Source organism: Neptuniibacter sp. QD48_11 (assembly GCF_047778095.1).
Lineage (GTDB): Bacteria > Pseudomonadota > Gammaproteobacteria > Pseudomonadales > Balneatricaceae > Neptuniibacter.
On sequence record NZ_CP180551.1, the window covers coordinates 2678884 to 2697723 of the forward strand.

Sequence of the window (18840 nt, forward strand, 5' to 3'; positions counted from 1 at the left end):
TATCCTTAATTCTCTAGCGAATGCCAGATGCGAATACCCGCCTGCACTAACATTTCAGCTGTTTCTGTCAGAGGTAAACCCACTACTGCAGAATAGCTACCCTTAATCTCTTCAACAAATACAGCGCCAAATCCTTGAATACCATAAGATCCAGCTTTATCTTGCGGTTCTCCGGAACGCCAATAAGCTTCACATTCAGCTAGCGAAATCTCCCGAAAACGAACGTTGGTTGTGACTACAACAGATCGCGTTTGTTCCGATGTCACCACCGCAACTGCCGTGAGTACTTGGTGAGTATTACCAGAAAGCCTTTGAAGCGTTTCTATTGCTTCATTTTGATCAGTTGGTTTGCCCATAATCCTACCATCAAGCACAACGGTAGTATCAGAACCTAACACTGCTTTAGAGCCATCAGTTAAAGCAAAGCAAACTTGCGCTTTTTCAATTGCCAATCGCTCAACATAGTCCACTGCTAGTTCAGCATCTCTAACATCTTCACAGATATCAACAGGCTTTACAGAACATTGCACTCCAATCTGATCGAGTAACGCTTTTCGTCTTGGGGAAGCTGAGGCAAGAATCAATTCCATTTAAAGGCCTTCCTTTAGCGTATTCGGAATAAGCGGCGAATACCGCGTAAAAAAACAAACAACCAAGGCCATAGGAGCCCACTGATTAAGCAAGGCAGAAGGAATATCAAGCTCTCACCCGTATAACCTGTGAACGCTTGCATCCAATGAAACAGTAACTGATTGATTCCCACAAGCACCATCACCATCATGGCCTGCTGTACCACGGGAAACATTCTAAGTCTTTGATGTAAAAGTAATGTTAAAAAGGCAATTATCGTCAGTGATAGTGCATTTAGACCTAATACACTGCCCTTAATAACATCTAGAAACAAACCCAAGAAAAAAGCCATACCCATGCCAACCCGATGGGGTAACGCCATGACCCAATAGATAAGGATCATCGCTATCCACTCGGGGCGCGCCCACTCAAGGTAGTAAGGCAGAGGCATCTGGCTCAGCATTAGGCCGATCAGAAAAGTGGCAAGGATAATTAGTCCGCCACCCGAAGCAGCAGGCGACCCAGGCGTCACTCACTCACCTCTTGCGGTTGGGATAGAGGTTTAGTTTCAATGTCAGGCTCAACTTGAGGTTCTGGCATTTTCACTAACAACAGATGACGGGATTTATCCAATAACGCCGTCGGTTTAATGGTCACTTTGGTGAACTGCTGCCCAGGATCTCGAATCACTTCAGATACAATTGCCACAGGGTAGCCACGGGGGAATCGCTGAGCCAAACCTGAAGTGATAACCAAGTCGCCTTTTTCAATATCTGCCGTATCTGGTACATGATTGAGCTCTAACTCATCTAACTGCCCCTTACCCAGTGCTATAGAACGAAAACCATTGCGATTAATTTCTACAGGTAAGGCGTGTCGAGCATCAGTAATCAGCATAACGCGACTCGTGTAATGAGAGATCTCTGTCACTTGCCCCATCACACCACCAGCATCCAAGATAGGCTGACCAACAGTGACCCCATTTTCACTGCCTTGGTTAATAATCACCTGGTGCTGGAAAGGATCGGGGTTTACTCCGATCAACTCAACCAATTCAACTTCTTCATCAACCCGTTTACTACCACGAAGTAGTGCTCGCAAGCGGTTATTTTCTTGACGAAGTGCTGCGTTTTGCTGGACTTTACGCTCCAACTGTAACGCCTCGGATTTTAGCTTTGCGTTTTCTTTTATAAGAAGGCTGCGGTCAACCACAACATCCGAGACTTCACCCGCAACACGGCTTGGAATATCAACAATCCACTGCAACGGCGTTAAAAGTAGGGATAGATAGGCGCGACCTTCTCTGACTTTAGCTGAATAGAGATCAGCAGCCATCAGCGCAAAGGCAAAAATAACCAGGAAAAAGAAAAAACGGCCAGAAGATCGGCCGAGGAATATAGTCTTAATAACTCACCCCCTGACATATGTGGATATGTCGGAGGCAAGTATCAAAGATCAGGCTGGAATCAATATCACACATGGGTTAATCATGGCTAACTAGCTCGAAGCCATGCTTATCCAATAGCTCCAGAGCACGACCACCACCACGCGCTACGCATGTAAGCGGGTCTTCAGCAACGATTACAGGCAGACCTGTTTCTTCGCTAATCAAACGATCGATATTACGCAATAGTGCGCCACCACCGGTCAATACAATACCTCGCTCAGCGATATCAGAAGCCAATTCTGGTGGGCATTGTTCCAATGCACTTTTAACAGCTTGAACGATCGCAGATAGCGGCTCTTGCAGCGCTTCCAAGATCTCGTTGCTGTTAAGCGTAAAGCTACGCGGAATACCTTCAGCTAGGTTACGACCACGCACATCAATTTCGTGCATTTCGGAAGACGGGTAAGCCGTGCCGATCTCTTGCTTGATACGCTCAGCAGTTGAGTCACCAATCAAGCTACCGTAGTTACGACGAACGTAAGTCACGATGTACTCATCAAAACGGTCACCACCTAGGCGAACGGAGTCCGCATAAACGATACCATTCAAAGAGATAACAGCGATTTCGGTCGTACCACCACCGATATCAACAACCATTGAACCGCTTGCTTCATCAACAGGCAAGCCGGCACCGATTGCAGCAGCCATAGGCTCATCGATTAGATAAACTTCACGTGCACCTGCACCCATCGCCGATTCTTTGATCGCACGACGTTCTACTTGGGTAGATTTGCAAGGCACACACACCAATACACGAGGGCTTGGTGTTAGGAAATTAGTGTCATGAACTTTACTGATGAAGTACTGCAGCATTTTTTCTGTCACGTGGAAGTCGGCAATAACGCCGTCTTTCATTGGACGAATAGCTGTGATGGAACCGGGTGTACGACCCAGCATACGTTTTGCGTCAGCACCTACTGCAGCGACAGATTTTTGATTACCAGTCTGGCGAATCGCGACAACAGACGGTTCATCAAGAACAATATCCTTATCGCGGACATAAATCAGTGTATTTGCAGTGCCCAGGTCAATGGACAGATCGCTGGAAAAAAGACCACGAATTTTCTTGAGCATGTACAGGGAGTCCTAAGAAATTCTGCAGGTATAGCCGCTATATCCTGAAAACACGTAACTCTAACAACGGCAGGCGCTTTGAGCAAGGCGAAAATCAGTAAAACTACTTAAAAACACTGGCTAAATTATCTTCATGAAGCTTTGACGATATGGTAACGTACATCTTTAAGTTTTTTCCCTTTATGCATTCTCATAAAGCCACCCCTATAAGCGAGAGTAAATTATGTCTCTGGATCGCTCTGATGTGGACAAAATCGCCCATCTGGCGCGCCTTCAAATTGAAGAACAGGACACTCCTGAATACGCGCAAAATCTGACAAATATTCTGGATCTGGTTGATCAGATGCAGGCCATTGATACCACTGATGTATCCCCGATGGCACACCCTCTGGATGCTGTACAACGCTTACGCAGCGATGACGTTACTGAAGAAAACAACCGAGAGCAGCTGCAATCTGTAGCACCTGCTGTAGAGAACGGCTTGTTCTTAGTACCTAAAGTTATTGAGTGATACCCATTCAGCCAGAATATTGATTAAGGATAAGTATTCCATGTTTGAAAAAACACTTGCCGAATTAGCTCAAGGGCTGAAAACGGGTGATTTTAGTAGTGTTGAATTAACCCAAGCCTACCTAGAACGCATCAAGGCTGAAGACGGTAAATACAACAGCTACATTACAGTGACTGAAGAGCAAGCTTTAGCTCAAGCTAAAGCAGCAGACGAAGCCATTGCCGCAGGTACAGCAGGCACATTTACCGGCTTGCCGATTGCGCACAAAGACATCTTCTGTACACAAGGCGTTCGTACGAGTTGTGCATCAAAAATGCTTGATAACTTTGTTGCGCCTTACAACGCGACTGTTATTAACAAATTCAATCAAGCTGGTGCGGTCATGTTGGGTAAAACCAACATGGACGAATTTGCCATGGGCTCTTCCAACGAGAGCAGCTTCTACGGTGCAGCTAAAAACCCTTGGAACACTGACTGTGTCCCAGGTGGCTCATCTGGCGGCTCGGCAGCTGCGGTATCAGCGCAACTAGCTCCTGCTGCAACAGGCACAGATACAGGTGGCTCTATTCGTCAGCCTGCTGCACTTTGCGGCATTACCGGCCTCAAACCAACTTATGGCCGTGTTTCTCGTTTCGGCATGATCGCATTTGCGTCCTCCCTAGATCAGGGTGGCCCAATGACTAAAACCGCTGAAGATGCAGCGCTGATGCTAAACGTAATGGCTGGTTTTGATCAGCACGATTCCACTTCTGTGGATCGTGAAGTTCCAGATTACACAGCTGACCTTGAAAAACCTTTAGATGGCCTACGCATTGGCCTACCAAAAGAGTTTTTCATGGATGATATGGATTCAGATATAGCTGCACACACTCAAGCTGCCATCAAAGAGTTTGAAAAGCTTGGCGCTACAGTGAAAGAAGTTAGCCTGCCAAATACAGCGCTATCTATTCCTGCTTATTACATTATCGCGCCCGCTGAAGCTTCTTCTAACCTATCTCGTTTCGATGGCGTACGTTACGGCTATCGCTGTGAAGATCCGGTTGATCTAGAAGATCTATACAAACGCAGCCGTGGTGAAGGTTTCGGACCTGAAGTTAAGCGCCGCATTATGGTTGGTGCTTATGCTCTGTCTGAAGGTTTCTACGATGCTTACTACAACAAAGCTCAGCAGATCCGCCGTTTGATCCGTGACGACTTCGCTAAAGTACTTACCGAAGTTGATGTCATCATGGGCCCAACAACACCTCACCCTGCTTTTAAACTGGGTGAAAAAACATCTGATCCAGTAGCGATGTACATGGAAGATATCTTCACCATCTCCCTAAACCTTGCAGGCCTTCCAGGCATGTCTGTTCCTTGCGGCAGTGTTAATGGTCTACCAACAGGTCTTCAGATCATTGGCGACTATTTTGCTGAACAGAAACTGCTAAATGTTGCACATCAGTTCCAGTTGGCGACTGATTGGCATAAACAGACACCACAAGGCATCTAAGAGGTTTATTTACTATGGAATGGGAAGCGGTAATCGGGCTTGAGATTCACGCCCAGCTAGCGACAAACTCCAAAATCTTTTCCGGTGCCAGCACAGCGTTTGGTGCCGAACCCAATACACAAGCGTGCGCGGTAGACCTAGCACTACCGGGCACACTGCCTGTATTTAACGAAGAAGCACTGCGCATGGCCGTAAAATTCGGCCTAGCTGTAGATGCAGAGATCGGCCGTAGATCTGTTTTTGACCGTAAAAACTACTTCTATCCTGATCTACCAAAAGGCTATCAGACCAGTCAATTGTTCCACCCTATCGTAGGCGTAGGACACATTGACATAACTCTAGAAGATGGTACGGAGAAGCGCATCGGCGTAACACGTGCTCACCTAGAGGAAGATGCAGGCAAGTCGATTCACGATGAATTCCCAGGCATGACAGGTATCGATCTTAACCGTGCCGGCACACCGTTACTTGAGATCGTATCAGAGCCAGATATGCGCAGCCCAGAAGAAGCTGTGGCCTATGTACGTAAGATCCACTCGATTGTAACCAGCCTAGGCATCTGTGATGGCAACATGGCAGAAGGTTCTTTCCGCTGTGACTGTAACGTATCGGTTCGCATCAAAGGCGAAGAAGAGTTTGGTACTCGCACAGAGACTAAAAACATCAACTCTTTCCGCTTTATCGAAAAAGCGATCACAGGTGAGATCGAACGCCAAATTGACCTACTGGAAGATGGCGGCCGTGTAGTCCAAGAAACTCGCTTGTACGATGCAGACAAAGATGAAACACGCTCAATGCGTTCTAAAGAGGAAGCGAACGACTACCGTTACTTCCCTTGTCCAGATCTGCTGCCAATCGAGATCGATGATAGCTACATCGAAGCGGTACGCGATTCTCTACCTGAATTACCGGATGCGCGCAAAGCTCGCTTTATCGAAGAGTACAAACTGAGCGATTACGATGCGATGGTACTTTCAGGCGATCGCACTATGGCTGAGTACTTTGAAACTGTAGCCAAAGCATCTAAGGACGCAAAACTATCTGCAAACTGGGTTATGGGTGAGCTATCTAAAATGCTTAACCAAAATGATACGGTTATCGCTGACAGTCCTGTATCAGCAGATCAACTCGGCGGCCTGCTTGCACGCATTAAAGACAACACGATCTCTGGCAAAATTGCCAAGCAAGTGTTTGAAGTTATGTGGAACGAAGGCGGCAGCGCAGACGAAGTCATCGAAGCTAAAGGCCTTAAGCAAGTAACAGACAGCGGCGCTATCGAGAAGATCGTTGATGATGTGATTGCTAACAGCGGCCCTCAGGTAGAACAGTATGTAAATGCTGAGCCAGAGAAACGCGGCAAGATGATTGGCTTCTTTATGGGCCAAGTAATGAAAGCCTCTCAAGGCAAAGCCAACCCTGGCCAAGTTCAAGGTGTTCTAAAGCAAAAACTAGATGCACTTTGCTCTTAAGCAAAGAATCTAGCAAAACTAAAAAATGCCGTGCTTAGCACGGCATTTTTATTTGCACCTCAGCCAAAAAAAAGCCCATCCGAAGATGGGCAAAAATTCCTAGCATGTGTACATCAATCAAAGGCGCTCAAATTAGAAATCGAACGTTTTGCTGATTGAGAAAGCAACTGTGTTAGAACCACCTAGATCATCGTCTGGATTGATGTAAGCAACGTTCATATCTAGACCTTCGTAAGTTAAGCCATAACCTAGCTCTACGTAATCACCTTCGTAATCTTTACCGAAAGAACCGTAAGTTAGGTAAGCGCCTTCATATTCACCTGTTAGTGCAACAAATGAGTAGTCAGCTTCAGCAGTGCCAGAAGGCTGATCTTCTGTACCTAGCGTAACCTCAAGATTCAAAAAGCTGTAACCAACATTTAGGTTAAGCTCGTGATAATCAGTTTCAGCTTCAGTGTAAAAATAACCTGTATATCCAATGCTGTACGCGAAATCCCCAGCTTCGCCCGCGTAACCGCCGTAGATATCGTACTCAATATCTTCGTCAGCCAAGTTAGTTTCACCTACAGCCCAGATACCAGCATATAGACCATTATCTGCTTCGTAGTCGATACCGCCCATCATAGTTGGGCCATCAGAGTAATCCACACCACGGAAGTAATATTCGCTCATCGCGCCAATATTCGCAGACAGACCTGCTTCAGCCATAACAGAAGCAGATAATAAACCCGCAGCAATCAAAGATTTAGTGGTAGATTTAACCATGATGTTGTCCCCTCAAAATAATATTACATAATTACCACCTATAAAGCACAGCACGTGCCAACTCAAAATAACACTTTAAAAACAAGTGCTTAGAAAAAAACCGCTGAGTATTGAGCAACCACAATCAAACCTATGCACCAAATTCGAACTCTATTTTTGTGCACATGCACCAAATATAAGCACATCTCAATATGTATGCTTTCGATATAATCAAACGAGCTTCAAAAAATGATCGCATCATGCAAGAGCAATCTATTCTGTAGAATCCGAGAACAAATAAAGATAACTATTAGAAAGACTTTCTAAAGTGAGAATTAAGTAACAATGAAATCTAACATCAGTTTTCATTCCGCTGTCGGTAAAGAACTTCAATCACCAGATCTTGGGCGTTTCTATAAACGAAATGGCCATAAGGGGCGCATACAACCCAATGATCATTGTATTTGGTTAACCTTGGAAAAGGAGATAGTCGCAGCAACTAGGCTTTCAACTATCGCAGAGCAGAACATTACAGAACTAAGTGAATTAATAATTCTGAGAGGCTTATGGGTAGGAAAACAACATAGGGGGCTAGGACTAGGCAGCTTATTATTAAATAAGATCCTTACTCAGCAGATAACGCCAGAGGTAACTCTTTATTGCTTTGCTTATGAGAGCGCAATTCCCTTCTACAAAAAACATGGTTTTAAAACCGCCACTGAATCAACCCCCTCTTTTCTACTGCAAAAACAAAAAGCCTATTACAGTAGAGGTAGTAAAACTCAGGTTATGGCTTACAACAGATAAGATACATCTGTAAGCTCACATTCAATAAACACACTGTGTTCTTGGCATTAGATCACTGGTAGTATTCCGCTAATTGCAGCCTCACAAGGGCCTGCTGATATCACACATTGTGTATTTAATTATCTGGTTGCGATCCAACCGGGAGGTAAATCCTTATGACTGCTTTTGTTAAAAAGTCACTACTCTCTTCTTTGATAGCCAGCCAAGTCGAAACGCTTCAATTGTTGGATTGCTAAACCTTAAAGCAGTCGTTGGTAACCCTTTCTGCTTTTCTCAGCCGAACACCACCGAATCTGCTTATTATCTTTTACCAGTAACACCAATACTCTTTCGAACTCCATTCATTGGACGATAGAGAAGTTTCAGGAATTGTAATGACTATTTTCAACCACCCTGAATTCGATCAACACCAACAGATCGTCTTCTGTAACGACTCAGAAACAGGCTTAAAAGCCATAATCGCAATTCACAACACCCATCGCGGCCCTGCTTTAGGTGGATGCCGAATGTGGAATTACGCTAATGACGAAGAAGCCCTAACTGATGTACTGCGTTTATCCAAAGGAATGACTTACAAATCAGCTTTGGCCAACCTTGCCTTAGGTGGCGGAAAATCCGTTATCATTGGCGATCCGCGTAAACACAAAAATGAAGAACTCTTGGCCGCAATGGGGCGTTTTTTAGAGCAAACCGGCCACCAATATATAGCCGCAGAAGATTCAGGAACATCCGTGCCAGACCTGAAAATAATGGGGCAATATACCGCCAATGTTGCAGGGGTGACAGAACATCCTGGAATCGATGGTCATCCCTCTAACGGCGACCCATCACCGGCAACGGCATACGGAACATTTATAGGTTTAAAAGCAGCCGTAAAGCATCGACTAAACATCACTGATCTCAAAGGACTTAAAGTCGCGATACAAGGCGTTGGGAACGTGGGCTACCGTCTAGCTGAATACCTCCATAAAGAAGGCGTCGAGCTATTTGTAAGTGATATCAATCCAGAGCAGTTAGAAAAAGCAGTTTTAGAGTTGGGAGCTAAGGCTGTCCCACTAGACCAAATACTGCTACAGGAGGTTGATGTAGTCGCACCTTGCGCATTAGGTGCTAGCTTGAATGATGAAACCATCCCACAGATCAAAGCAAAAGTTATTGCCGGCGCAGCTAATAACCAATTAGCACGGCCCCATCACGATCATGAATTACATAAGCGTGGCATTCTCTATGCGCCAGATTACGCCATCAACGCAGGCGGGATTATTGATATATCCTATGAGCGCAGTGGGTATGATGCGGAAAAAGCCAAAGCACACATCGAAGGCATAGGAGACACACTGAGCGAGATCTTTAATCGTTCAGTACAAGAAGATCGCCCTACCGGTGAAATCGCAGATGAATTAGCGCAAGAACGCATCGGTTAACTTATAGTCATTGTTTACGAACTAGCTGGCGCGTTAAACGAGCCAGCTATATTACTCCTCCTCGCTTACACCTACTTAATAAAGTTCTATCAGTTTATTTGATTAAGCTTCAGATTTTATCGAAAGGAATTTCTCTCCATATATTCCACAATAATAAAAAAGGAGAGAATCATGAACTACCACAGTAGAGAAATAGAAAATCTATTTAAGAAACTAGGTCTTAATGATGATCCAAACTATATTGAAAACTTTATCGAAAAAAATAAGATCGATTCAATAGAAACTCATTTAGCAGACGCTCCCTGTTGGAATAAGTCACAATCTATATTCCTTCGTAATAAAATATATTCTGATAGCCAGTGGTCGGAAGCTATAGATCAACTCGATATAATTTTAAGGAATTAACTTCCCCCAAAAGCAAGGGACTGCGCCTTAAAACAATCACTACTTTTGATAATTTAATATCGCTTCTAACGCCGGGTTTATTAAACTTCCATCTCTATAAAGCGCAAAAAGATCTTCAGTAATTGTTTCAGTTGTTCCTATAACCTCTAATCCATATTGCTCACAGATTTCTTCTGCAATATATGTTGGAGCTGAAAAAAAACCTTCGCCTGACTGGCCCAGTACTTTTAGTAATGCACTGTCATCAATTTCAGCTTTAATATTTTGCTGAATTTTATTTTCTTTAAACCAATCTTTTAGCTTTTCTAAGTAAGGCGTATTACGACCATAACTTAAGAAAGGAAAACCGTTTAAACTTTCAGGAAAACCTTCTCTTAACTGAGAAGCCCCCTCTTTTTTATAGAAAAAAGACATCGATGTAGATAGAACCTTGTGAGCTTTAATCCCTTCTCTGTCACATTGATGAGGTAGATAATCGGTAATGAGCACATCAATTTTCTTCTGTTTTAACTGTAATAGAAGGTCTGAAGCATTAGCGGTTTTACACACTAAATGAGTTTTAGTCGTTATATCCTGAGAAGGCCTAATAACCTTCCAAGCAAGGATCTTATGCACCGTAGCAGCAATCCCTACAGAAAAGTCGATAGAACGGTTGTCGGGTGTTTGCTGTAGCACATCTTCCAGCTGAGCAGTGATGTCGAAAATTTTGTTAGCGTAAGCAAATACCTCTTTACCCATTGGCGTTAGAACTAGATTACGCCCCTCTCGTTTGAAGAGCATATGGTTGACGTTTTCTTCTAGTGTGGCTATCTGAGAACTTAAGGTTTGAGGAGCTAGATCGATAATTTCACATGCCTGCGTTATGGAGCCCTCTCTAGCCGTTAGCCAGAAATAATAGAGGTGCTTGAGATTAAGCATTTTCATATCGATAACCCCTTTGTTTCCCTTTAAAGAAATACCCTACTAATTTAGTAGGGTATATAACAAAGAAGTTTTGTCAACTTTGAAATCGAGGCTGAATAGATCTAGGCAGCCCAATTGGAGTCAGTGCTGAACTCTTTAGGCTCCAGATTACTCACCTGAGTTGAGTGGCTCACCGAACATACTTCATAGATGTGATAAGACTGAGGCGCTAATAGATCAATAGCAGTACTTACATATTCATACTCATCAGGAACAGTTTCATAGGATTTTTTCACTACAAACTCTTTCCTATCAGAGGGAATATCGGCCTTTACAGGTACTTCTACCCACAAGCAAATGCGCTTCTCTGTAACCAAATACTCCACTCGCACAATTCTATATCCTTTAACCAAAGTTAAGGTTTGCAGCTTGCTATCAGTTGTCATTGTCAGTTTTTGAATTGTTTTCATGCTTCCACCTCTCTGTCTGTTGCCCATCAATATGGCTGATAAAACCGTCCCATAAAACAGAAATATCTGATATTTAATTCAGCTTTTTTCGAATGGATTTCTATCATTATTCTTCATGTAATTTTGTTGGTATTTTATGGATTAACCAGTAACCAATAGCCATACTTAATGCCACGGCTGCTAGGCCATAAATGTAAGGTGGCGTTATGGTTTCGAAGTCCAACACAATGACCTTCCTTGCTATAGCCATCAAAGCAGTTGCCATTACGATTTTTACATGAATCACATCATCACGAAGATAAATAGTGATATTGATAAGAATTTCGATAGCAATCAGCACTGCCATGAATGCGCCAAACGTAGCCAACATATCAGAGATAGTTAGAATATAAATTGGCGGTGTATTAATCTTTTCATAGATTGTCCATGCGACATCGACCACCCCCATCAGGATTACAAAAACCATAAGTACAGACATAACCCTTACGCTAAATCTAACCGCTGAGTAGAGCTTTGTGATCAATTTATCATCGGTATACTCTTTCATAATCGACACTCCTGATAATCAAATGACAGGGGAGCTAAACTCTTCAGGCTTCACAACAAGAACTGAACTATCTATTGAAAGCAGGATATCTTCAGCAGTGTTACCTATTAAGTAGCCCTTAATACCGGATCTAGAAAAGGTCCCCATCACTAACAGCTCCGGTCGCTCTAAGCTAATGTAGTTACATATCGATTTGACTGGCTCACCTCTAATCAACATGTAATCTGAAAGCTCATGTTTCCTAAGAAACTCTTTGATGATGCCGTTGTACCGCGTTTCTTCGAGCTCTAAAATTTCTGAGTAGTCGACCCCCTTAACATCAAAAAACGGATTGTTCTTAAAATATTCTTCGCCACTCACATTCCAACAAGATAAAACTCTTAAGCCAGCACCTATTTCAGCTGCTATTGATTTAGATGCATCAATAATTTTTTTATTTGATGCTTGTCCCTCTTCTGTAGCTTCTTGACTTAAGTCTATAGCAGCGAAAACGCATGGATATTTAGAAGGCGAGGTATGCCTGATGACCCATAGAGGCTTTTCCATCTTCCTCATCAAATGCAAGTCTAGGCTTCGCAAATCTTTATGGCGCATGTCCTGATATTTGATAACCAGATCATAGTCACCTTCAACACTCTCTTTGATAATCTCGATAAATTCGATTCCACATCGAATCTTTGCTGAAAAACCTCTGCCGAAATATTTTTCGAGCTGGTTTTTAAGGAGGTACTTTTGATTTTCTATAATGTCTTTTTTAATAGCGTTAAACTTTTCTTCACTAAATACCCCATAACCAGGCAGATTCCTCTCGTTAATGACAAATAAAACCTCTAAAAAGCATTCATTCTTTTTATGTAAATTTATTGCCACATGAAAAGATGGATCATCGATAACTAGAAGTTCTTTATTAACTACATACAAAATTTTATTTAGTTTCATAAGTTACCTCCAACCAATTCCTATCCATGATATGCAGACTTACTAAAAAAGCATTCGTTTAAATAGAAATAAGTTTCCTAAATAATCGATAGGTACGTTTTCCTATAAAACCTATATTGGTTTTGATTAGACCTATGGGAGGCTACGTTGCAGGATTTAATATCAACATATATTTTCTTTTTTGCTGTTATTGATCCGATTGGTACTGTTCCAGTTTTTATTGCCGCTACGAGACAATACGATCAAATAACCAAACGACTAACAGCAATAAAAGCCACTGTCACAGCAGCTTTTGTCCTTGTATTTTTTGTGATTGCAGGAGAAGTAATTCTGTCCCTACTCGAGATACCCCTACCTGCTTTTCAAGTGTCAGGTGGAATTGTTTTATTCTTATTTGCTTTAACGATGATCTTTGGAGAGGGCAAACCAGAATCTGAGATTAATCTGACTAAGCAGCATACAGAAACGGCTATTTTCCCTTTAGCTATTCCTTCAATAGCTAGCCCCGGCGCTATGCTAGGTGCAGTTATGCTAACGGATAAGAATTACTTCAATATCTACCAACAAATTGAAACTGCATTCGTAATGCTGTTAGTACTTTTGAATGTACTAATATTCCTATTAGCAGCCTCATGGATAGACAAAAGAATTGGTAAATCAGGCGCCAGTATCATAAGCCGAATCATGGGATTTATCCTTGCCGCAGTAGCGGTTACCAGCGTCCTCTCTGGCATAAAAGAGTTCTACAACCTTTAAAACGCTACAATTCAATTGATCTAGATCAATTTTTATTTCGTACATCTGATAAATAAAGTTAGGGGTAACATCATGATTTCTGCAGAAGCCACTGCCGTCCGAGACCAACTTATAGAAAAAGGATTAGAGACTCCGACCATCGAATCCCCTCTAACCCAAGACGAAAAGTACGAACGAATAAAAGGGCTTATGACTGAAGTTGCAAGTACCTTAGGTCTTAACCTAGAAGACGATAGTTTGAGAGAAACCCCTCATCGCGTAGCGAAGATGTATGTGTATGAGATTTTCTCTGGTCTCGATTATGAGAATTTTCCAGCGATAGCTATGATCGAAAACAAAATGGATGTGGACGAGATGGTCAAAGTCCGCGATATCAATCTGGTAAGTTCTTGCGAGCATCATTTCGTTACGATTGATGGCACCGCAAAAGTTGCTTATATCCCCAACAAAAAGATTATTGGTTTATCTAAAATCAATCGATTGGTTCGGTTTTTCAGCCAACGACCTCAAGTTCAGGAACGGCTAACGAAGCAAATCCTAATTGCACTCCAAACTTTATTGGAAACAGACAATGTAGCTGTTTCGATCTCCGCTACACACTATTGCGTTAAATCACGAGGTGTAATGGACGTAAATTCAGCTACTGAAACCACTGCTCTTGGCGGCATATTTAAGACCAATGAACGCACAAGAGCAGAGTTTCTAACTTAGGTAGGAGCTAGCTATGAAGCTGCAAATAGAAGATATACACGACCTAGAGCCGATAGATAAAGTTGTTATTCACTCACTGGATTGGATGCTTTATCAAGTCACAGTAGAAGCGGAAGGACAAGAACGTCTTCTATATCAAGGCAACGATCCCTTTAAAAGTCGCAGTCTCCTTGAGATACAAGAGATCTTTCAATTTGTCGATGTTGAGCACTACACACTTCGCAGACCCAACAGCGCTTATGACGAAATGGTCGGACAGCCTCCAATCGTTTTCCCAGATAGCTTTGAAACCTCTCTACCTTGGAAACAACTTGCTGACACACGTCACTAATACGGATACCAGAAAAGATGGTAAACAACTCAAAACCAATCCTTATCACTGGCGTAGGCAAACGTATCGGGTTTGCATTGTGCAAACATTTTATACAGCACGGCATCCCTGTTATTGGAACGTATAGGACATATTACGATAATTTAGAGGAGATCTCAGATGCCGACCTGATTGAGTGTGACTTTTATAAACAAGAAGACCTCAATCGTCTTATCGACCATGTAAAAAGTAACTACACCAGCCTTAGGGGCATTATTCACAATGCTTCAGACTGGCTACCTGAAACCAGCAAGCATTCCCCTGAAGACATCTTTAACAAAATGATGATGATCCATGCTGGCGTTCCTTACCAACTTAATTTGGCACTAAAACCCCTGCTAGAAAATTGCGAATCTACAACCGACATCATTAATATTACTGACTATGTTGTCGACAAAGGTAGCGATAAACATATCGCTTATGCTGCGAGCAAAGCGGCACTCAGCAATATGACCTTATCCTTTTCATCTCTGCTCGCACCAAAGGTCAAAGTGAATGCTATTGCGCCTTCCTTGATTATGTTTAACCCTGAAGACGACAGTGCCTATAAAGCCAAAGCGTTGGACAAATCTCTTTTAAAAATTGCGCCTGGTACTGAAGAGATAATTAAAGCGGTAGATTATCTGCTGGACAGCAAGTACATGACTGGCAGAACACTGTCTTTAGATGGTGGTAGGCATATCCGTTAGGTAATTCCGCATTAGGGGAGTATCTCTGCACCATCCCATGCAAATACTCTCCCGCTTTGTTCAGGCCGTAGCGTCTCTATGACTCTTAGCAAATAGCTAGCAGATTGCTCAGGAGTAAATAACTTTTCTGCTGGAACCTTACTCTGAAATGGCTGGGACAACACTGTGTTTACTGTACCCGGATGCAAACCAACGGTGATAGATTGAGGAAGTTTTCTCTGCGTTTCTATCGATAAAGTTTTTAGAAGCATATTCAGAGCACTTTTACTGGCTCTGTAACCATACCAACCACCCAAGCGGTTATCGCTTATACTTCCCACCCGTGCAGAAATCACAGCAAATACAGCCTTGCCCTTTTTATTAAGCAAAGGAACAAGCTGCTGCGCAATTAACATAGGCGCTGTGGCATTAATATGGAAAAGCTTCTGGAAATTTTCCATATTAATCTGGCTGAGGCGTTTTTCAGGCTGAGTTTGCTCATCATGGAGAAGTCCAGAACAAACCAAGACCAAATCAAGCTCTATGCTTTCTAGGAGCACGCCCAATTGAGAAATGCTCTTTTCCGAATAGAGATCGACATAACCATAAGTTACCTTGTCGTTGTGTAACTCTATTGGCTTTTCTGCTGACAAGCGTGAAAAAGCAAATATATGCCCAACTTCCGGATCTTGAAGAAGCCGCTTAATCAGTGCTGATCCTATCCCACCTGTAGCGCCTATTAACACTACATTTTTCAGTCTTTTGTTTACACTGTTCATATAAACTAATACGGCGTAAACACCTGAACCGATCAAAGGATTCTGTCGTAACAGATTAATAAACCAGTTGTGAATAAACACTATGTTGCAAGAATCAAAAGCTAAACCGATCGTATTTTTCAACGGTGGTTGCCCTCTATGTAAAAAAGAGATTCATCATTACCAACGAGTAGATACTGATAGTTCTATTGAATGGGTGGATATCTATTTAAATCCAGAGCGCTTATCTGATCACAATATAGAACTAAACGCAGCGATGGAGAGGCTTCATAGTATCAATAGAGATGGTACAACCATCACAGGTGTCGCAAGCTTCCTCTTAATTTGGGAAAACCTTACGCGTTATAAAAGAATTGCTAGTTTAATAAGGGCCCTAAAATTAGAGCCCTTATTAGAGTTTATATACACACGCTTCGCAGCATGGCGTTTTAAAAAACGCTGCAATGATCAATGCTCACCAATATCGAGAAACTAATCGATTCATATCAATTGAAGCATTAAAACGCGTCGCCATGAGATACAACCCAGCTATTTTTCGATGAAGGAAAAGTATATCCGGTGGTGGTGAGTGCCATGCATCAGGATCGCTACTAATCGAGAGACCTTTATCTCTAATTTTTTCCGCCAATTGCGAACCTGAAAAATCATAGTTTCCTTTAAACCTCAAAGGCTCAGTCGCAAGAATAAAGATATCCAAAACGACATCGAGATTTTTTACTTCCTTACCCTGAGCAAAAAAACCTAGCTTATCTAATGCTGAGGCCAATGCTGTTCGATCTTCGACAGTAGCTGCGTGCAATGCTTTTTGATAGTTATCAACAAAAAAAGGTTCAAACTCACGCGTGGCCCCAAAGTCTAAAAGCACTAACTGCTTGCTCTCTAGGTTATAGAGAAAATTAGCTAAATTAGGATCTGTTTGCACACAGCGATAGTCTAGAAATTCAGCAAAAAACAACTCCATCATCAAAGACATCACGCGATTCCGCTCTTCTTGAGAAGCGTAAGCTAATTTATCTATGGACTGTCCCTGCATATAACTCATACATAGGATTTGATCGGTCGAAAGATCCTCATGATATACAGGGAACATCAACTCTTCTCGCCGAGAGAAAGTAGCCATGTTCGCAGCGTAATTTCGTAGTTGCTGGCCTTCATGGCGATAATCCGCTTCAAGCTTTAATTGTCTCCGAGCTTCATCAACCAGTGGGGTTAGATCTAAGTCCTTGGGAATCAAGCCGCTGAAACGTAATAGTCCGAAAACATTATCTAAATCACTATCGATACTCTCTCTGACACCAGGATATTGGATTTTTATCGCGAGCTCCCTGTTATCGAGCGTTAAGCCTTTATGGACTTGTCCGATCGAAGCGGCTGCAATAGGCTTAAAACTAAAACGCTGGAATTGATCCTGCCACTCATCCCCCCAATTTTTTTCCAGTACATCTAATAACTGAACAGCTGGCATAGTGACCGCATCGGCTCTTAATCGCTCTAGCAATACAGCCATATCAGGCGGAACTAAACTTCCTGCATCCATCGAAAGCAATTGCCCAGCCTTCATAGCAGCACCACGCATAGTGGCCAGCTTATCTGCTAGCTGTTTTAAGTTTTTCTCGGAGATAAGGAGATCTCTTATTGCTGGTGATTTGCCTTGCATAAGCTCTTTACCACCATCCACCAGCATATTTCCGGCAACTTTGCTTGCTAGAACCCCTAACTTACTTAGTCGTGAGATCCTTGAGGTAGGAACCGCTTTTGTATTTTGATCAAACAACTCATCCATTAGGTAAATTCGCCTCAATGAGATTAACCAAGCCTTTATCTGAAGGCCTAGTGAAGCTTTTGAAATTAGCGATTAATTCGCCTTCTGGGGAGATAAGGTATTTATGGAAATTCCATCCGGGGTACTGCCCATCTGCCAAACTTGCTAAGTGCTGATAAAAAGGGTGAGCCTTACCCTTAATAGCGTGAACTTTCTCAAACATAGGAAACTCAACGCTGTAGGTTAAGCGGCAAAAATTAAGGATCTGTTTTTCAGTACCAGGCTCTTGACCGGCAAAATCATTAGACGGAAAACCAAGTACGACAAAACCCGAGGAATTATATTTTCGATAGAGTTTCTCAAGACCATCATACTGAGGCGTAAAAGCACATTTACTGGCGGTATTAACGACGAGTATGAGCTTTCCAGAATATGCTTCGCATAGGTTTTCGTATTGATCTTGACCTAGTCGTTTAAAGCGGTAGTTAAGCAGATCGGGACATGCCTGACCTTGTTCAGCTTCAACAACTTCTGCTGAGGCTGGCCTGATAAAAAGCAGCGAGCAAAACAGAAACATGATGATTGAAGATACAGCCCAATTCATAGCTTTCCTCCGGATTCCTTTCCAAATGCATACGAACAAAATAAGCATACGGATTATGCAACCGGGGTAAAGACCACATCTGATATTTGTATCGCTCTACGACAAGAGGGGCCGTGAGAACTGAAACTTTCTGGGTCGACTGAAAATAAGGGAGCTTAGAAACGAAAAAGCCGACTTAGAATTAACTAAATCGGCTTAACCTGAATTTGGTAGCGGGAGCTGGATTGGGACCAACGACCTTCGCCCGGGGTTACAAGAGCTGAGCCCGACTAGCTACCAAGCCGCTCCACACAATTACTATACCCCAGAAACAAAAAAACCGACTTAGAATTAACTAAATCGGTTTAATCTGAATTTGGTAGCGGGGGCTGGATTGGTACCAACGAAC

23 protein-coding genes and 1 pseudogene are annotated in these 18840 nt (G+C 42.7%); 11 read left to right on the forward strand and 13 right to left on the reverse strand.

The annotated features are described in order from the left end of the window. Positions 1 to 5: 5 nt before the first annotated feature. The 4 genes from ACMXYU_RS12435 to ACMXYU_RS12450 all read right to left on the reverse strand — a co-directional run bounded on the left by ACMXYU_RS12435 (position 6) and on the right by ACMXYU_RS12450 (position 3091). Positions 6 to 590, reverse strand: a complete 585-nt coding sequence (locus ACMXYU_RS12435) for a Maf family protein (RefSeq protein ID WP_415898926.1) — start codon at positions 588 to 590, stop codon at positions 6 to 8. A gap of 14 nt (positions 591 to 604) precedes the next feature. After that, the gene (gene mreD / locus ACMXYU_RS12440) at positions 605 to 1102 is read right to left on the reverse strand and encodes a rod shape-determining protein MreD (protein WP_415896745.1); all 498 of its coding nucleotides are present in this window, start codon (positions 1100 to 1102) and stop codon (positions 605 to 607) included. After that, positions 1099 to 1905 carry a rod shape-determining protein MreC gene (mreC, locus tag ACMXYU_RS12445; protein ID WP_415898927.1) on the reverse strand — a complete coding sequence of 269 codons (807 nt, stop codon included), beginning with the start codon at positions 1903 to 1905 and terminating at the stop codon, positions 1099 to 1101. Before mreC ends, mreD begins: the two co-directional genes overlap by 4 nt. Positions 1906 to 2053: 148 nt before the next feature. Then, positions 2054 to 3091, reverse strand: coding sequence for a rod shape-determining protein (locus tag ACMXYU_RS12450; RefSeq protein ID WP_007022323.1), 1038 nt, complete (start codon positions 3089 to 3091; stop codon positions 2054 to 2056). A 223-nt stretch (positions 3092 to 3314) separates the two neighbouring features. Here ACMXYU_RS12450 and gatC point away from each other — a divergent pair, with 223 nt between their 5' ends. From gatC to gatB, 3 genes are read left to right on the forward strand one after another with little or no spacing between them, the layout of a single operon-like run. Beyond that, positions 3315 to 3602 (forward strand): Asp-tRNA(Asn)/Glu-tRNA(Gln) amidotransferase subunit GatC, encoded by a 288-nt coding sequence (gene gatC / locus ACMXYU_RS12455; RefSeq protein WP_415885458.1) that lies wholly within the window; start codon positions 3315 to 3317, stop codon positions 3600 to 3602. Positions 3603 to 3642: 40 nt separating this feature from the next. Continuing rightward, complete coding sequence (gatA, locus tag ACMXYU_RS12460; RefSeq protein WP_415898928.1) at positions 3643 to 5094, forward strand: Asp-tRNA(Asn)/Glu-tRNA(Gln) amidotransferase subunit GatA; 1452 nt, start codon at positions 3643 to 3645, stop codon at positions 5092 to 5094. A gap of 14 nt (positions 5095 to 5108) precedes the next feature. Next, positions 5109 to 6563, forward strand: a complete 1455-nt coding sequence (gatB, locus tag ACMXYU_RS12465) for an Asp-tRNA(Asn)/Glu-tRNA(Gln) amidotransferase subunit GatB (RefSeq protein ID WP_415898929.1) — start codon at positions 5109 to 5111, stop codon at positions 6561 to 6563. Between the two features lie 132 nt (positions 6564 to 6695). On the opposite strand, the gene ACMXYU_RS12470 is transcribed toward gatB, so the two are convergent. Beyond that, positions 6696 to 7328, reverse strand: coding sequence for a TorF family putative porin (locus ACMXYU_RS12470; protein WP_415885461.1), 633 nt, complete (start codon positions 7326 to 7328; stop codon positions 6696 to 6698). 324 nt (positions 7329 to 7652) lie between these two features. Between ACMXYU_RS12470 and ACMXYU_RS12475 the strand changes: the two genes are divergently transcribed. The 3 genes from ACMXYU_RS12475 to ACMXYU_RS12485 all read left to right on the forward strand — a co-directional run bounded on the left by ACMXYU_RS12475 (position 7653) and on the right by ACMXYU_RS12485 (position 9943). Beyond that, positions 7653 to 8114 (forward strand): GNAT family N-acetyltransferase, encoded by a 462-nt coding sequence (locus tag ACMXYU_RS12475; protein ID WP_415898930.1) that lies wholly within the window; start codon positions 7653 to 7655, stop codon positions 8112 to 8114. Positions 8115 to 8488: 374 nt separating this feature from the next. Further along, positions 8489 to 9538 (forward strand): Glu/Leu/Phe/Val family dehydrogenase, encoded by a 1050-nt coding sequence (locus ACMXYU_RS12480; protein WP_415898931.1) that lies wholly within the window; start codon positions 8489 to 8491, stop codon positions 9536 to 9538. 171 nt (positions 9539 to 9709) lie between these two features. After that, positions 9710 to 9943: a DUF2789 family protein gene (locus tag ACMXYU_RS12485; protein WP_415898932.1), complete on the forward strand. Its 234-nt coding sequence runs from the start codon at positions 9710 to 9712 to the stop codon at positions 9941 to 9943. A gap of 39 nt (positions 9944 to 9982) precedes the next feature. On the opposite strand, the gene ACMXYU_RS12490 is transcribed toward ACMXYU_RS12485, so the two are convergent. The 5 genes and pseudogenes from ACMXYU_RS12490 to ACMXYU_RS12510 form a co-directional block, all read right to left on the reverse strand. Further along, positions 9983 to 10681, reverse strand: a complete 699-nt coding sequence (locus tag ACMXYU_RS12490) for a LysR substrate-binding domain-containing protein (RefSeq protein WP_415901123.1) — start codon at positions 10679 to 10681, stop codon at positions 9983 to 9985. A 51-nt stretch (positions 10682 to 10732) separates the two neighbouring features. Beyond that, positions 10733 to 10867, reverse strand: a pseudogene (locus tag ACMXYU_RS12495) (LysR family transcriptional regulator); the annotation flags it as partial. A 101-nt stretch (positions 10868 to 10968) separates the two neighbouring features. Then, complete coding sequence (locus tag ACMXYU_RS12500; protein WP_415898933.1) at positions 10969 to 11316, reverse strand: hypothetical protein; 348 nt, start codon at positions 11314 to 11316, stop codon at positions 10969 to 10971. Between the two features lie 106 nt (positions 11317 to 11422). Continuing rightward, positions 11423 to 11863, reverse strand: coding sequence for a phosphate-starvation-inducible PsiE family protein (locus tag ACMXYU_RS12505; protein ID WP_415898934.1), 441 nt, complete (start codon positions 11861 to 11863; stop codon positions 11423 to 11425). 18 nt (positions 11864 to 11881) lie between these two features. Beyond that, positions 11882 to 12802: a universal stress protein gene (locus ACMXYU_RS12510; RefSeq protein ID WP_415898935.1), complete on the reverse strand. Its 921-nt coding sequence runs from the start codon at positions 12800 to 12802 to the stop codon at positions 11882 to 11884. 147 nt (positions 12803 to 12949) lie between these two features. On the opposite strand from ACMXYU_RS12510, the gene ACMXYU_RS12515 reads away from it, so the two are divergent. The 4 genes from ACMXYU_RS12515 to folM all read left to right on the forward strand — a co-directional run bounded on the left by ACMXYU_RS12515 (position 12950) and on the right by folM (position 15328). Beyond that, positions 12950 to 13558: a MarC family protein gene (locus ACMXYU_RS12515; protein ID WP_415898936.1), complete on the forward strand. Its 609-nt coding sequence runs from the start codon at positions 12950 to 12952 to the stop codon at positions 13556 to 13558. A gap of 72 nt (positions 13559 to 13630) precedes the next feature. Further along, a complete protein-coding gene (folE, locus tag ACMXYU_RS12520; protein ID WP_415898937.1) occupies positions 13631 to 14269 on the forward strand; it encodes a GTP cyclohydrolase I FolE in 639 nt (212 codons plus the stop codon). A gap of 13 nt (positions 14270 to 14282) precedes the next feature. Continuing rightward, entirely contained in the window at positions 14283 to 14600 is a 318-nt protein-coding gene (locus ACMXYU_RS12525) for a DUF6482 family protein (protein WP_415898938.1), read from the forward strand. A 17-nt stretch (positions 14601 to 14617) separates the two neighbouring features. Beyond that, positions 14618 to 15328, forward strand: coding sequence for a dihydromonapterin reductase (gene folM, locus ACMXYU_RS12530; protein ID WP_415898939.1), 711 nt, complete (start codon positions 14618 to 14620; stop codon positions 15326 to 15328). An 11-nt stretch (positions 15329 to 15339) separates the two neighbouring features. Here the strand turns inward: folM and ACMXYU_RS12535 are convergent, their stop codons facing one another. Further along, complete coding sequence (locus ACMXYU_RS12535; RefSeq protein ID WP_415898940.1) at positions 15340 to 16167, reverse strand: SDR family NAD(P)-dependent oxidoreductase; 828 nt, start codon at positions 16165 to 16167, stop codon at positions 15340 to 15342. A gap of 1 nt (position 16168) precedes the next feature. Here ACMXYU_RS12535 and ACMXYU_RS12540 point away from each other — a divergent pair, with 1 nt between their 5' ends. After that, positions 16169 to 16561 carry a thiol-disulfide oxidoreductase DCC family protein gene (locus tag ACMXYU_RS12540; protein WP_415898941.1) on the forward strand — a complete coding sequence of 131 codons (393 nt, stop codon included), beginning with the start codon at positions 16169 to 16171 and terminating at the stop codon, positions 16559 to 16561. On the opposite strand, the gene ACMXYU_RS12545 is transcribed toward ACMXYU_RS12540, so the two are convergent. Beyond that, complete coding sequence (locus ACMXYU_RS12545; protein WP_415898942.1) at positions 16541 to 17869, reverse strand: ABC1 kinase family protein; 1329 nt, start codon at positions 17867 to 17869, stop codon at positions 16541 to 16543. The two genes, ACMXYU_RS12540 and ACMXYU_RS12545, sit on opposite strands and share 21 nt — an antisense overlap. Then, entirely contained in the window at positions 17862 to 18452 is a 591-nt protein-coding gene (locus ACMXYU_RS12550; RefSeq protein WP_415898943.1) for a glutathione peroxidase, read from the reverse strand. Before ACMXYU_RS12550 ends, ACMXYU_RS12545 begins: the two co-directional genes overlap by 8 nt. Between the last annotated feature and the right edge of the window lie 388 nt (positions 18453 to 18840).

Excerpts from the sequence above, each read along its gene's own strand:
- ACMXYU_RS12435 (WP_415898926.1), bottom strand. The coding sequence starts at position 590 with ATGGAATTGATTCTTGCCTCAGCTTCCCCAAGACGAAAAGCGTTACTC.
- mreC (WP_415898927.1), bottom strand. The coding sequence starts at position 1,905 with ATGGCTGCTGATCTCTATTCAGCTAAAGTCAGAGAAGGTCGCGCCTAT.
- ACMXYU_RS12450 (WP_007022323.1), bottom strand. The coding sequence starts at position 3,091 with ATGCTCAAGAAAATTCGTGGTCTTTTTTCCAGCGATCTGTCCATTGAC.
- gatC (WP_415885458.1), top strand. The coding sequence starts at position 3,315 with ATGTCTCTGGATCGCTCTGATGTGGACAAAATCGCCCATCTGGCGCGC.
- gatA (WP_415898928.1), top strand. The coding sequence starts at position 3,643 with ATGTTTGAAAAAACACTTGCCGAATTAGCTCAAGGGCTGAAAACGGGT.
- gatB (WP_415898929.1), top strand. The coding sequence starts at position 5,109 with ATGGAATGGGAAGCGGTAATCGGGCTTGAGATTCACGCCCAGCTAGCG.
- ACMXYU_RS12470 (WP_415885461.1), bottom strand. The coding sequence starts at position 7,328 with ATGGTTAAATCTACCACTAAATCTTTGATTGCTGCGGGTTTATTATCT.
- ACMXYU_RS12475 (WP_415898930.1), top strand. The coding sequence starts at position 7,653 with ATGAAATCTAACATCAGTTTTCATTCCGCTGTCGGTAAAGAACTTCAA.
- ACMXYU_RS12480 (WP_415898931.1), top strand. The coding sequence starts at position 8,489 with ATGACTATTTTCAACCACCCTGAATTCGATCAACACCAACAGATCGTC.
- ACMXYU_RS12485 (WP_415898932.1), top strand. The coding sequence starts at position 9,710 with ATGAACTACCACAGTAGAGAAATAGAAAATCTATTTAAGAAACTAGGT.
- ACMXYU_RS12490 (WP_415901123.1), bottom strand. The coding sequence starts at position 10,681 with ATGGGTAAAGAGGTATTTGCTTACGCTAACAAAATTTTCGACATCACT.
- ACMXYU_RS12500 (WP_415898933.1), bottom strand. The coding sequence starts at position 11,316 with ATGAAAACAATTCAAAAACTGACAATGACAACTGATAGCAAGCTGCAA.
- ACMXYU_RS12505 (WP_415898934.1), bottom strand. The coding sequence starts at position 11,863 with ATGAAAGAGTATACCGATGATAAATTGATCACAAAGCTCTACTCAGCG.
- ACMXYU_RS12510 (WP_415898935.1), bottom strand. The coding sequence starts at position 12,802 with ATGAAACTAAATAAAATTTTGTATGTAGTTAATAAAGAACTTCTAGTT.
- folE (WP_415898937.1), top strand. The coding sequence starts at position 13,631 with ATGATTTCTGCAGAAGCCACTGCCGTCCGAGACCAACTTATAGAAAAA.
- ACMXYU_RS12525 (WP_415898938.1), top strand. The coding sequence starts at position 14,283 with ATGAAGCTGCAAATAGAAGATATACACGACCTAGAGCCGATAGATAAA.
- folM (WP_415898939.1), top strand. The coding sequence starts at position 14,618 with ATGGTAAACAACTCAAAACCAATCCTTATCACTGGCGTAGGCAAACGT.
- ACMXYU_RS12540 (WP_415898941.1), top strand. The coding sequence starts at position 16,169 with ATGTTGCAAGAATCAAAAGCTAAACCGATCGTATTTTTCAACGGTGGT.
- ACMXYU_RS12545 (WP_415898942.1), bottom strand. The coding sequence starts at position 17,869 with ATGGATGAGTTGTTTGATCAAAATACAAAAGCGGTTCCTACCTCAAGG.
- ACMXYU_RS12550 (WP_415898943.1), bottom strand. The coding sequence starts at position 18,452 with ATGAATTGGGCTGTATCTTCAATCATCATGTTTCTGTTTTGCTCGCTG.